The organism is Peribacillus sp. CSMR9, from assembly GCF_033141925.1.
GTDB classification, from domain to species: Bacteria; Bacillota; Bacilli; order Bacillales; family DSM-1321; genus Peribacillus; species Peribacillus simplex_A.
Genome location: NZ_JAOPHO010000051.1, coordinates 1 through 12,740, shown reverse-complemented (window position 1 = coordinate 12,740; position 12,740 = coordinate 1). Strand labels below are relative to the sequence as shown.

Sequence of the window (12,740 nt, the reverse complement as noted above, 5' to 3'; positions counted from 1 at the left end):
GTATTAGTTTAAAAAATATTACTTAAAAAAGGAAGATATACTTTATTTTACATTTAACTACCTTGTATTGCAAGTGTTTAATCCCTTATTATTCCTTTAGTGGGATTTCTTCTTTTTTCGGCTATGTTAAAATTTTTGGCGATTTATTAGAGCCACTTATTTTTTAATGTCCATTTTATTGTTAAACTACCGGATACATTTTAATTAATAAGTAAATGCAAGGTATTTTCTTGTTTCTTATATCTTCCCTTTATTTCACCAACACCATCAATTGTAAGCGAATCAATATTTTCAATGGGTTTATTCTCTAAAATCAGATGTAATCTATTTATGTTTTGAATTCCATTTCCAAAATAGGCAATAACGGGTTGTTGAATATGATAATCTTCATTGTTGATTCTTACTTCTAAAAAGCTCTTATGTAAAAGTCTATCTTCTAAGGGGATTATATTCATCGGATCATAGGTTTTGGCAGTTATTTCCCCTTCAATATATAGATGAATTCCTGCTTGTTGATAAAATTCTTCAAATTCATTTTTTCTCTTTTCTAAAGCAAAATTAACTGCTTTCTCTGTTTCAGAACTTATTTTCACATCTGCTATCGGATATTTTATATAGTCACCGGAATGCTTTTTAACTAGGTCATATAATGTTTCTTCTATACAAAAAAACTTTCCATCCAGCCTGGTGAAAGCTCCTCCAGTAATAAACACATAAACAAACCGGAACTATAACAACTCCTTCTTATACTAGAAGTAGATTCATATTTGTTTAGTAGCTGTTGTCCATACTTTTTTAAAACTGAATGGTAATCATGTGGGCTTTTTTCCGAATAAGCCTTTAATTCCACATACCACGCAGGTCCCTCAACGGTTTCAATTAATTTTTCATATGTTAAATACTCTTTAATCTTGGCTGTTCTTTTTTCTCTTAAGGCTATGAAATTATTAAGATATTGTTTCTTCTTAATAATGTTGTTTTCCAACAACGCACTATAAAGATTTGTTCTTTCCTGATTTCGTAATTCCACATTATCTTTTGACAACGGATATGTGATTCCCATCATTTCATCAGGAAACCGTTTTTCACCTTTTATATACTGATAGCCGTGAAATAATTCGTGAACAAGTATTGAATACAAACCTTCATATTCCTCATACGATTCCATATTAACAATTGCAGTGGGATATTCTTCATACAGAATGATTGTGTCTCCAGTAAACTGCACATCCCAACTTAAAATATGATATGTAGATTGTTGATTGTTACTAAATTTAGGATGATTAAATAGATAAACTTTTTTCTTATCATATAATGCATATGCAACAAGTTCAAAACCCGGCCAATAATTTTCCAATTTCGCTTTAAACAAGTCTTCAGCAATTCGATTAAGATAATGAGTCATTCTGTTCCTCCCCTAATTTAAATGTCCACTATTTCAATTCTCTTTATACACTTTAACATAAATATCCAAATCCCACCTTCATCTTTCGAGTTATCTTGTCTACTTGATCAACCTTCATTATTTCAATACTCTTGTTGTTTTTTAAATGAACTTCACATAAAATGCCACTGTAAAATATCAGCTCATGGGAGCGAATATCTTACAGTGGCATTTTCCTTCTTTTATGGCCTGTAATCACTTTTTCATTTGCCTCGCTGCGTAATGATTGGTCTGAAAAGCCGATAACGATTGGAACATATACTGGACAGCAGCATATACCCCACATGCAAGAAGTATTCCTGCGAGTGCATCCAATACAGCATGCTGTTTCGTGAATAGCGTGGAAAGGATAATCAGTGTTCCCAATGTAGTGACACTGATGTACTCCCATTTATGCTGCTCTTTCCGCTTATGAACGACGATCATCATGATGAATGTAGTCAGTACATGAATGCTGGGAAGACAGTTAACAGGTTGATCATGACTATAAACAATTCGCATTAAATGGGCAAAGATATCGTTCCCCACCACTTCTGGACGCGGGACTGTCGATTGCCACAGGCAATATACAAGAAAACAGATAAGTTTCCCTGATACCAAACTGCCTAATGCCACAAAATAATGCTTTCGGTCAACGAAACAGTAGTAAATCAGCAATCCATAAATATACGGGTACCAAAGTAAATAAGGAACGACAAATTCTTTAATAAAGGGAATCTCCCCATCTATTATAGTCGTAACATCGACAGCGTGACCTGTGGATTGATTGATTACCGAGTAGATGGAACTAGTAATCACTAAAAGTAATAAATAACATAATGGGTGAAAGGATAAGATAGAATTGTTTTTCATGCTCGCTCCAGCTTTCAATATATTGGTTATTTTCCAAAGATTATTATACAACATTTTTCACTAGATTAACTCTTTAATTGCTTAAGTTAATGATTCCCATGAACTAGTAAAATGGATATCTCTTACTTTTCACCAGACCCAAAATACATAACGAAAGCCATGGTATGTTACCACGGCTTGGAACTTAAAATGAATATGCGAGAAGGTAAAGGTGATAACACTGCTTTCTCTAGATTTTGTTATGGCGTCTTTTCCATACATACGTTAAGGTAATGAAAATGTAGATGCAAAGTGTCATGATCGTTACGATTATGGATGTCGTGAAAATGATTCCGATCAGGATCGTTATTAAAGCGATGATCGCAGCCCATGTCGTATACGGGAACCATTTAACCGAATAGGCACTGGTTTTTCCGGACTGTTGTTTACGTGACTTCAAATGGGCGAATGCAATGATCAACCAGATGAATAATACGGTATATCCCAGCGATCCCATTAGGAAATCGAAGGTCTTGCTTCCAGCAAATAAGGAAATCAGTACACCGCCGTATAAAGCGGACGTACACATTAATATTGCGAAAACAGGAACTTTTTTCTTGGATAACCGTGAAAAGATTTTCGGAATGCGACCGTCCACCGCTTGTGTATACAGAACGCGGGACGAACCATACAATCCAGAGTTCATCGATGAAATGATCGCCAGCAGAACGACGGCGTTCATAATATGGTCTGCACCTGGAATCCCGATCATTTGAAAGACCATCACAAACGGACTTTCCGGCACACCGTTTACTTCATTCCAAGGGATTAAGCTAACGATGATGAAAAATGGAATGATATAGAAGGAAATGATCCTTACCAATGTACTGCGAACGGCTTTTGGAACCACTTTTTCAGGATTTTTCGTTTCAGCCAATGTGACCCCGATAATTTCCGTTCCGCCATATGAATAGATTACCACCAGCATCGCGGTGATTAAACCTTTTGATCCATTTGGAAAGAAACCGCCATGCTCAGTCAAGTTAGAGAAACCGACGGCTGTATGATCACCAAAAGTCACGAGCAATAACAATAATCCAGCCATGATGAACACAATGATGACGGTAATTTTAATTAAAGCAAGCCAGTACTCCGTTTCAGCAAAAACCTTTACCGACAGCAAATTAACCGCGGTAACTAAAACCGAAACAGCTAATGCCAGTATCCAGATTGGATATCCAGGCAGCCAATATTGAATGAAAATCGCCGCAACCACTGATTCGGCCGCGATATTCAATACCCACATTTTCCAATAGATCCAATCCAGGAAATAGGCAGGATACTTTCCTAAAATCGATTGGACCAAATCCCTGAATGTACGTGCACCGCTATTGCGGACCGCCATTTCAGCTAAACCTTGCATGATGAATAAAAGGATGATGCCTCCTATCAAGTACGCAATGATTACGGAAGGTCCTGCCATATCAATGGCTGAACTGCTTCCTTTAAATAAACCTGCCCCGATGGCACCGCCTAATGCCATCATCGTAATATGCCTTGAAGTCATTGTCCTCTGTAAATTCCGTTTGTCCGTCTCCATATCCTTACCTCCCAAAAATCAAAAAAAGCATATCGTCTCTTCCTTCATAATCAAATGAAGAAAGAGACGATATGCCTTAAGCTTACCGCGGTACCACTCTTATTGGTTCTTTTTTAGAACCCTGCTTTAAAAACCTTGTAACGAAGGTCAATCGTTAAAACAAAAGAATAGAATAATTCCTATCTTTCACTTTACCACTCCCAGGCAAGTTCAAAGTATCATTGGACTGCGTTGCACCAACCCGCAGCTCTCTTTACCGAATAATGTGCTTTTACTACTCCTGATCATTGCGTTTCAAAAATTAAATTATATCTGAATATTTTTAATAATATCCCATACTATACGGACTCGAAGTAAATTTGTCAATAATTTTCTTAGGATAATATTTTCAAAGGAACAAATCATATGAAATCGTGGTGGGCCAGCTATATGAAATCAGTAAAATACTATTTATGATAAAGTATGATTGGTTATCACTGAAACCTTTATAGATTTTGTTTGCCCAAAGGATAGTATAAAAGAAGCCTACCAACCTTCTGGGGAAAACGGGATATTATTGATTTGCTCATTTGATCACACTTTTACATATTTGCTAATTTAGTTTTCTGCCTTGTAGCTTTTAGGCGTTAGACGTAACACGTTAGCAGATTTACAGATCATCAATCCCCCTAGAAACTTGAGCATTTCCACCTAAATAATAGGTAATATATCTGCAGTTGGATTGTCTCCTAACGTAGTGTTATCCCAATGTTACTCACTTCTCATTTCTTTTTATGAACCTTCTACTAGCAAATCATCGATTAATCCTTAGGTTTCTAAAAAAGGGTATTTTTCAAAAAATAAGTAGGCAATATATAATTATATTGTCTAAGACTGTAGGCAAAAGAGATTTTAATTTTATAACAAAGTTGATTGGAGCGGGTGTGCGAGACTCCTGCGGGAAAAGCGTGTCTAGGGGAGGCCCCGCAGGCGCAATCCGAGGGCGGACTGCCCGCCCCGCGGAAAGCGAGTGCCCTACGTTCTAATCAACGTTCAAATTATACAAGCCATAAAAAAACTGTAGACAATATATAATTATATTGTCTACTTCCATATAATAGAGTTAAAAGTGAAAGAGGGTTATTAAAGATGATTGGTCATGAACCTAAAGAGTTATTAAAAACTCTTCTAAATGATTATAAAATGCCTGCAGCATCATTAAGTAAAATTACCGGAATATCTGAACAAGTCATTTTAGATTTTGCGAACGGTCGAAATATTCAATCTTCTATAACTCAAACAGAAATGATGGACTTAATAGATTTGGTGGGCCTTTTAGTCATAGGTGTACCTTCAACCGATGCAGATGAAAGGGTCTCCGCTATAACTCAAGCACTGAACAATGAATTTGGTATACCAGTAGAGACGATCTCCTTATTCTCTAATCTTGAATGTGAAGATATCGAAAAATTCATGAAAGAAAAAGATTCTCTTTCAATCGAGAAAAGGTACAAACTTGCAGTAACAGTCCTTTTTTTGCATTATATATTTAAATGATTTGTTTATAGCATTATCCGAAAAGAGGATATACCGTCGAATAAACTGTACCCTTAGAGTAGAATGGCTAAAGAAAGAGGAGAACGGAAAAATGGCTAAAAAGCTCTTTACAACACCCCTGACCAAGAATTTGATAAACTTCTAAAATACTTATATTAGAACAGAATTTTCTCCAGAATGCAGGTTCCAATAGGATGCAATGGTTGTATTCTGCAACTTTGCCAAGAAGGTTCCATGCCTATACCAAGGAAAAGTGATTTTTTCCCCAACTATCACAGGTCTGTCCATCGGCTCGGAACCAGCCGATGGATGCTCTGCCCTATAAAAAAGGATTATTCCTTTTCATCTTTATACCAGAAATTCTCACTAACAGAGAAAGAAGTTTTGATATTTCGAACGGTATGCCACCAATTTTTAGGTGTGTACATTAATTCTCCAGAAAACTGGTCCACAATGTAGGGCTTGGTATATTTGAAAGTTGAATCCTCCTTTAAATCCAAATCGAATAAATCCTGCTTCAAATCTTTCACATACTCAGTATCATCAGGACTGAAGAAAATCCACTTTTTTTGGCCAAATACTACTGCATTCCAATTATGTGATTTCTCAAAATCCTGGTGTATTGGGGTTCCTGTTCCAACCGAACCAAGGAAAATCCATTTTAATTTCTTGTTGTTTTTTGTCTTGATTGTATTATGGTTGAATAGAGATGGACTTTCAAAATAACTCTCTAAATCCTCATTGCCCATTATCGAAAAAGGCCAGTCACAATACAATTTTTCGGGGTTATCATTTAAAATACCAATGAATTTACCAAGTTTTGATTTGTAAAATTTTTTTTCTTGATCGTATCCTGATTTCCTAATGATTATTTCCCTTTCTCCATAATTAGACTGTAGATAGTCTGTATCCCAATCCCTAGAAGGCCATGAATCTACTAATCCAGTTATTATCAGTGGCTTTTTACCCGCATAATTTTCTTCAAAGTCCATTAGTGATAATTCTTTATAGTGTATCTTTTCTATCAATTCGCTCATCCTTTCAGAGTACGGGATACAATGTTAGATTTTCAAAATGAATATGAGGTGAACCTTGGGTGACGCTAAGGTTATTTTCACCATTTTTATTACAGCCGAAAACCGGATTAAAAAAAAGCAATTCATTGCTAAGGGACTTTATAGCTTTAGCTGAATCAAGTTTGTTTCCTTTAATATCAAATCTTCTAAGTATTTTATTGGTTAATTTCCCATTTTTAATGACCAAACCATATGCTGGCCGGATTACAAAATTCAAACCAAGTGATCCCCCACCCCAGGCACCTCTGCAATAGATCCCATTGTCAATTCCTGAAATTATCTCCTGTACTTCCATATTGCCAGAATCTAAATAGGTTGTTGACATTCTTGGCATCGAAAGTGAAGATGAGTCAACGCTTCTTGCATTACAGGAAGATTGTAAGCCTAGGAGCTTACAGGTTTTTGCATTATGCATCAAACCTACGTTTACCCCGTCCTTTATTAGGTTCGTCCTAAATGCTTCATTCTGTTCCGCATCCAATAAATAACTGCCATTTTGCCCAGGAATGGTCGGATCATCGAATACGTTAATTTTATATTCTGACCATTTGTATCCCATCGTTATTCCATTTGGCTTTAAATACTCTAGATAATTATCTGCTTCTAACGTATGACCAAAACATTCGTGTACATAATGGGATCCAGTCCATGGCTCAAGCACAATTTGTGTTTCAATCTTGCGTTCAAGTTGCTGACCATATAAAGCTGCTTCTATTTCCGCTAAAATCACTTCAAAATGATCGATTAATTCAATACATGGAGACTTATTAGTTCTTGTTTGCCATATTACTGGAATAATAGATGCTGAAGTCTCTATTAAAATCATTATAAGGATGGAATACTTTAATTCATAACTGCTCAAACCGATACGAAGTTTAAAAGACTTCCAATGCCTTAAGTGATCATAGCTATCCCGTTCAATGAATGTTAAACAATGATTTAATTCTTCTTGAAGAAACTTATTCTTTTCATTCTCGTACTCTGGTGAAACAACCCCTTCAACAGCTGAATCATATGATATTAAATATTCATTGTTCATGGTTTCGTATCAGCTCGACTAATTATTAATTGCGAAGGATCGTTATGGATCTTTCCGTCAAAATCCGGTAATTCCATTCCAAGTTTTGATGCGAATACTTCACCCAATTTATAACCCTCTATTCTCATAGGCAATAATTCGATGCAATCTTTTGATAAATCATATCCTTTTTGATACAGCTCCAAGCGAAGGCAACAAATTAAACGTAATATTAAGCCATGTGCCTCGATGGTATCCACTATATTTCCAGTTTTACTAAACCAATTTAGAGCCTCTTCATAATGACTATCCTTGAAAAAGTGAATGCCTAAAACATAGGCAGCCCAATATGAATCATCACCTGTTTTAATTGCTTTTTGATAGCAATTCATAGCACGTTCAATTTCACCAGATTGGGTATAGAGAATGGATTTCAATTTCCATCCTATTGCGCCTAATGGTTTCATTTCAAAGGTTAAATCATCTATTTCAGCTAGACTCAACTTTTTATTAGATGAAATTTTCTCCATCGTTACCTTCGGGGAAATCTTATCTTCCTTGGAATATACAATTTCCCTCCCCATTTGCCCGGCTATATATTCCCCTAACCACCTGAAACTTTCAGGTAGAAAACCACTTTTAATTGAATAGGTCATTGTTTTCACTTGATTAATGATGCCTAGACTCCCCAACACATGTAAGGTTTCGTCTATATCATTGGATAACTCATTAGTCTTGGGATCATAAAAATAATCCAAATCAATATCTACAATAACCTGTTCATTAATTATGAATTCTCCCAGATAATCAATACTTGTGACATGTAACTCAATATTATTTAATTGTACAGAAGCAGAATTTTTCCCGTTTCTAAAGCTTGATATGAATTCTTTTCCATGATTCGGTATAAGGGACAAAAGGCCCCATAGCAATTCACTAAAACCCTTTTCTCCTAACATATGAGGGTATACCCATATAATTTTCCGAAAAAGACCCTCTTGTATTGCGGCGTACAAAAAGTCATCAATCCCATAACAATATCTTCCATCTTCCCTGCAAGGTATATCTTTTTTCAATTCATCAATACACAGACCCTCTTTAATGAACTGACTAATTCTTTTAATTTTTGAATTTTCTATCAACTTTAAATCTAAGTGCTGATCAAAATAGACCAAGGTACTATTCCTAGGAATTTCATTGACCCAATATGAAAATACTTCACTATGTTCCTCATATACATATATTTTATCCATCATTCTTGATTAATCCTAAGTTCAGAATCCAATCTATCTGGTCTTGATTGAACTTTTGTTGGCGGCTTATTTTCCTTAAACTTCCTATTTCTACCATTTCTAAAATACTTGGGTGAATGGGACCCCTAACTAAATTTTTTTCGGTCGCTGCATATAGCCATATGACCATTTCGGAATCACCAGCTACTTTTTTTCCACTTAGTGCCTCGGATATTTCTTTAGAATATGTTTGGTACGCGTAGTAAATATGGCCATTATTTTTAACCAGGTCACTATCTATTCTGAAAAATGGGTGTTTATTGACTGTTAGTATAGATAAAATGGCATTTAAAAATTCGTGTTTTAATAACAAATGATTATTTTCAGCCGCAAGGATAAACTCCTCGTTTTCAGACAAATAATTATAAAACGCTTCCTCGATACATGTCCCTTCCCCAGCATAGGGCAATTCCATGTAACCCTCGAAATGTTTGGACGCCAGGAACTTATGCATAAGCAGCGTTATATCGGTTTTACGGAATTCCAAAGCCTGAAAAACACCGGGAAAAGAAGTTCTTAAACCACCATTATGTTCAATGTTTCCACTCATTAAATTTCTTACAATCGTTGTAGCCGTTGCTACAAGCTCTTCTTTATCTATTGTTTTTATGTGATTTAAATGATCAGCTGATAAATTCAATTCATCCAATTCATCATTTAAAAAGTTATTTCTATATTGGTAATCATATAATAAATTGTAAAGTAACTCGTCCAGTGAATAATTCTTTGGCTTTAAATCATTTGCCATTTTTCAACTGCCTCCTTCATTCTTTGATAATTTTTCTGTGACTTCGGAATTAATATTCCTTCATCTGTATATTTAGGGTCTTCATATGTAATGGCTTTTAAATTAGGGCATAAAGGAAGCAAGTAATCTAAAAGCTGGATTTGTTCATCCATTAAAACTCCATGATGCAGATCTCTGAATTTCCCTTTAATGATTTGACAGCCTGAAAGGTGCAATTCAAAACAGTTTTCAAAAGGCAATTTTTCTAAACCATTGAACATCTTTTCATTTGTATTCCCTAATAACCATTGATAACTGAGGATATGACCAATATCTATAGTGATCGGGGAGTTTGTCTCCTCGACCAATGTTCTGAAATAATCAAATCCATTTATTTCCCCAATAAAGAAGTTAGTACCTTCAGTGAATCCAGGAAACTCAACTGAAACTGGAACAGCCAGTTCAGATTGGTATTCGTTGATGTTCTTTATACAAGCTTCCAATCCTGTTGGTGTCATATATGGCGGCAAAGGGAAAGGGACGGTTTTTCCTTTTATTGACCACAGGCCAAGATCTTCTACGATCCATCTTATGTCATATCTTTCTATAATCTTATTTGTGAATTCTATGATTTCCGATTTTTTGTAATATTCGGTAGCCCCCATATTTAAAATCGTTTGATGGAATGCTCTTGCCTTAAGATGTGGATTGGCTTCGAATAATCTATCATAAGCATCAAAGTAATCCTCAGCTTTTAACACACTTCTATTTTTCGGTTGAAAGGCAAAGAAAATATAGTTAAACTCGTCTTTATAATTTTGAAAAAAGCCTTTCATCTTAAGCGTGATGTCGTCATGGTCCCCTTTGCTTGAAAAACCTATATCTTCCCCCCAAGGTAAATCCATGCCTAAACCAAGTCCAAGTTTTTCCTTTACATCTGGAAATTTTATCTTCTGATAGACTGTGCTCATTAGTCTTTCCTCCCCATAAGTTTTATTAGTTAAGGTTAATCACACCTTTTTCGACAAAATACTCTAGGTACTTTTTATCGTCTGCCTTGCTCATTATTAATGAGTTTCCGAATACTTCTAAGGATTCTGGGACCAAGAAGATTCTTTGCCAGACAAAATCCATGATATACGTTTTATCTAACTTAATGATTTTAGTCCAAGGGTTTATCAATAAGGTATTTGAAGTGATATCCTGTCCTTCCTTTTTGTATTTATCAGGAGGCAGCTCATCATTCTTTTGGGGGTTGATATTTTTATGCAGCTGCAGGAATCTATTCAGCTTTTCTTCAAATGTTATTCCGTCAGAGTATTGAAATGTAGCGCCCATTCTACCCATCCCATAATTGAGTAATTTGTTTCCTCTTAGATTCTTGCTTGATTGAATATGGATATCAGGATTATTTGTATCTTCATAAATATAAGTGCCTGGTTCCAAAACGAGCATTTGCATGACGTCGATGCCAATTTTATCTTGATTTTTAAGTAAAAATTCCTCAGAACATTCAATTTCATCCTCGGTTTCACCAGGTAAACCACCAATTATAGACATCCGCAGCGTAATGTTAGCATTATGTAAATTATCTATTATCTGTTGATAATTACTAGATTGCACTCCTTTATCCAAGGAGTCTAAAATCCTTTGAGAATTGGTTTCATAGCCAACAGACATTAAAATGCAACCTAAATCACTTAGTTCAGAACAAAAACCAGCGTCTAACAACACATCCTCAAGACGGTTCCGTGTACTGAATTTAATTTCATAACCTCTTGATTTAAGTATTTTGACTGCATTGACGACAAGCCGCAAATTAGTATTCTCATCTATGAAATTAATTCTATTAACCCCATAATTGTTAATGATATCCTCGCACTCGTTTGCTACCTGCCTTGCCGTTTTCTGCTGATAACTTTTTTCTTTTCTTGATCTATTACCATATGAACAAAAAGTGCATCGTCCCCAGTAACACCCCACACATGTAATCAAAGACATATGCACTTCTTCATCTAGATAGTTTTTGTACGGTAAATCAGAAAAATCAGGTGGTAAGGCATCGGTGATCCTATATGCAGACTTGGAAGGGACATTTTCAACATTATTTTCATTAAGCCAAACAATATCCGGCACCTCCACGATTTGGCAATCGTTTTTCAAATACCTGTTTAACATGAATAATGTTTCTTCGCCAGCTGAAATTCCTAATGAATCCACAAATTGATTCAATCCATTTAGGCTTAAGAAAGATGATTGACGAATCATGATTTGTTGCCCGCCCAAAATAATGTGGGTATTGGGGGAAAGTTCTCTAATCCACTTGCATATTAAAAGGGAAGGTAATATTTGGCTATAGTAAGCAATAGAAAGCGCGAAGATTTTTGGTTTATCGTTTAGAATTTTTTCTTTGATATTTTCGTATAAGGTCTTTGTTGCTATATCACTTTTTTTCCAGCTAAAATCCCTTACCGACTCAAGGATTTCTTCCAATGAGGTAATTTCCAGTTTTAAAAACGAATTGACTAGCAGTAACTCTATGCCTTGTCTCACCAACCGAACGTCATACTTCAATGAATCAGAAGATCTTTTCTCAATGAATACATTATTGTAAAGTTGCTTTTGTTCTTTTAATAAGTATTTAGCCATTTCGACTTTATATACCCATTTTAAGTCTTTACTTCCATTTTCATTGATGCTCACATATTCATTTAAACAATCTTCACTAAAGAGGGTATGGCATAATTCAATATTTAAATCAATTTGGCTTACACTCATTCCTTTACTTCTCAAAAAACTAGTAATCATGGGTAAACTTAAATACGGAAAGAGCCTGGCTTCAGTTAGAGGAGGAAAAACTATCATGGCATCTGAATTTTTCATCTGAAAAAATTCTCCTTTTATTTATCCAAAGAGAGTGCTAGTTTTATAAAAGCTAACACTCTCTTTGGATCACCTTATGGATTTAGGATCTAACTTATTTTTCTGCGCCCGTCACTGTACTGAAACGGAACGCATGAAATGCACTCCCCACTTCCAGTTCTTTAGCTTCGATTACTTCCAGGTTTTCCACTAACTTTTCCGCTTCTGTTTTTTCCACTTGCTTTGTCATATGTTCACCTCCTTAACATGTATGATCGATGGCCTGTAACTCCAAGGCTCTCATCTATTTTTCTGTGTCCAACGTATTGAAACGGAACGCATGAAATGCACTCC

General features: G+C 35.5%; 12 protein-coding genes and 1 other annotated feature. Of the genes, 1 reads left to right on the top strand and 11 read right to left on the bottom strand.

Features of this window, described 5'->3' with window-relative positions; translation table 11 throughout:
* Window positions 1–200 precede the first annotated feature (200 nt).
* The 4 genes from N9I19_RS18385 to N9I19_RS18370 form a co-directional block, all read right to left on the bottom strand.
* Entirely contained in the window at window positions 201–713 is a 513-nt protein-coding gene (locus N9I19_RS18385) for a hypothetical protein (RefSeq protein WP_317778615.1), read from the bottom strand.
* Window positions 659–1,405: a hypothetical protein gene (locus N9I19_RS18380; protein WP_317778614.1), complete on the bottom strand. Its 747-nt coding sequence runs from the start codon at window positions 1,403–1,405 to the stop codon at window positions 659–661. Before N9I19_RS18380 ends, N9I19_RS18385 begins: the two co-directional genes overlap by 55 nt.
* A 234-nt stretch (window positions 1,406–1,639) precedes the next feature.
* A complete protein-coding gene (locus tag N9I19_RS18375) occupies window positions 1,640–2,296 on the bottom strand; it encodes a phosphatase PAP2 family protein (protein WP_061466176.1) in 657 nt (218 codons plus the stop codon).
* Between the two features lie 229 nt (window positions 2,297–2,525).
* Window positions 2,526–3,875: an amino acid permease gene (locus N9I19_RS18370; protein WP_317778613.1), complete on the bottom strand. Its 1,350-nt coding sequence runs from the start codon at window positions 3,873–3,875 to the stop codon at window positions 2,526–2,528.
* Window positions 3,876–3,934: 59 nt separating this feature from the next.
* Window positions 3,935–4,172: a binding site (T-box leader), on the bottom strand.
* A gap of 831 nt (window positions 4,173–5,003) precedes the next feature.
* Between N9I19_RS18370 and N9I19_RS18365 the strand changes: the two genes are divergently transcribed.
* The gene (locus N9I19_RS18365; RefSeq protein ID WP_125160322.1) at window positions 5,004–5,411 is read left to right on the top strand and encodes an HTH domain-containing protein; all 408 of its coding nucleotides are present in this window, start codon (window positions 5,004–5,006) and stop codon (window positions 5,409–5,411) included.
* A 332-nt stretch (window positions 5,412–5,743) separates the two neighbouring features.
* Here N9I19_RS18365 and N9I19_RS18360 read toward each other — a convergent pair whose 3' ends face one another.
* The 7 genes from N9I19_RS18360 to N9I19_RS18330 form a co-directional block, all read right to left on the bottom strand.
* On the bottom strand, window positions 5,744–6,439 hold the full coding sequence (locus N9I19_RS18360; protein WP_317778612.1) for a cupin-like domain-containing protein: 696 nt from the start codon (window positions 6,437–6,439) through the stop codon (window positions 5,744–5,746).
* 13 nt (window positions 6,440–6,452) lie between these two features.
* Window positions 6,453–7,526, bottom strand: a complete 1,074-nt coding sequence (locus tag N9I19_RS18355; protein WP_317778611.1) for a metallopeptidase TldD-related protein — start codon at window positions 7,524–7,526, stop codon at window positions 6,453–6,455.
* Window positions 7,523–8,761, bottom strand: coding sequence for a peptide arginase family protein (locus N9I19_RS18350; protein WP_317778610.1), 1,239 nt, complete (start codon window positions 8,759–8,761; stop codon window positions 7,523–7,525). The genes N9I19_RS18355 and N9I19_RS18350 overlap by 4 nt, the downstream gene beginning before the upstream one ends.
* On the bottom strand, window positions 8,751–9,545 hold the full coding sequence (locus N9I19_RS18345; protein WP_317778609.1) for a hypothetical protein: 795 nt from the start codon (window positions 9,543–9,545) through the stop codon (window positions 8,751–8,753). The genes N9I19_RS18350 and N9I19_RS18345 overlap by 11 nt, the downstream gene beginning before the upstream one ends.
* On the bottom strand, window positions 9,530–10,495 hold the full coding sequence (locus tag N9I19_RS18340; RefSeq protein ID WP_061464563.1) for a multinuclear nonheme iron-dependent oxidase: 966 nt from the start codon (window positions 10,493–10,495) through the stop codon (window positions 9,530–9,532). The genes N9I19_RS18345 and N9I19_RS18340 overlap by 16 nt, the downstream gene beginning before the upstream one ends.
* 25 nt (window positions 10,496–10,520) lie before the next feature.
* Window positions 10,521–12,407, bottom strand: a complete 1,887-nt coding sequence (locus tag N9I19_RS18335) for a B12-binding domain-containing radical SAM protein (RefSeq protein WP_317778608.1) — start codon at window positions 12,405–12,407, stop codon at window positions 10,521–10,523.
* A 94-nt stretch (window positions 12,408–12,501) separates the two neighbouring features.
* Window positions 12,502–12,636 (bottom strand): hypothetical protein, encoded by a 135-nt coding sequence (locus N9I19_RS18330; protein ID WP_284149541.1) that lies wholly within the window; start codon window positions 12,634–12,636, stop codon window positions 12,502–12,504.
* Window positions 12,637–12,740: the final 104 nt, after the last annotated feature.

Excerpts from the sequence above, each read along its gene's own strand:
- N9I19_RS18380 (WP_317778614.1), bottom strand. The coding sequence starts at position 1,405 with ATGACTCATTATCTTAATCGAATTGCTGAAGACTTGTTTAAAGCGAAA.
- N9I19_RS18375 (WP_061466176.1), bottom strand. The coding sequence starts at position 2,296 with ATGAAAAACAATTCTATCTTATCCTTTCACCCATTATGTTATTTATTA.
- N9I19_RS18370 (WP_317778613.1), bottom strand. The coding sequence starts at position 3,875 with ATGGAGACGGACAAACGGAATTTACAGAGGACAATGACTTCAAGGCAT.
- N9I19_RS18365 (WP_125160322.1), top strand. The coding sequence starts at position 5,004 with ATGATTGGTCATGAACCTAAAGAGTTATTAAAAACTCTTCTAAATGAT.
- N9I19_RS18355 (WP_317778611.1), bottom strand. The coding sequence starts at position 7,526 with ATGAACAATGAATATTTAATATCATATGATTCAGCTGTTGAAGGGGTT.
- N9I19_RS18350 (WP_317778610.1), bottom strand. The coding sequence starts at position 8,761 with ATGATGGATAAAATATATGTATATGAGGAACATAGTGAAGTATTTTCA.
- N9I19_RS18345 (WP_317778609.1), bottom strand. The coding sequence starts at position 9,545 with ATGGCAAATGATTTAAAGCCAAAGAATTATTCACTGGACGAGTTACTT.
- N9I19_RS18340 (WP_061464563.1), bottom strand. The coding sequence starts at position 10,495 with ATGAGCACAGTCTATCAGAAGATAAAATTTCCAGATGTAAAGGAAAAA.
- N9I19_RS18335 (WP_317778608.1), bottom strand. The coding sequence starts at position 12,407 with ATGAAAAATTCAGATGCCATGATAGTTTTTCCTCCTCTAACTGAAGCC.
- N9I19_RS18330 (WP_284149541.1), bottom strand. The coding sequence starts at position 12,636 with ATGACAAAGCAAGTGGAAAAAACAGAAGCGGAAAAGTTAGTGGAAAAC.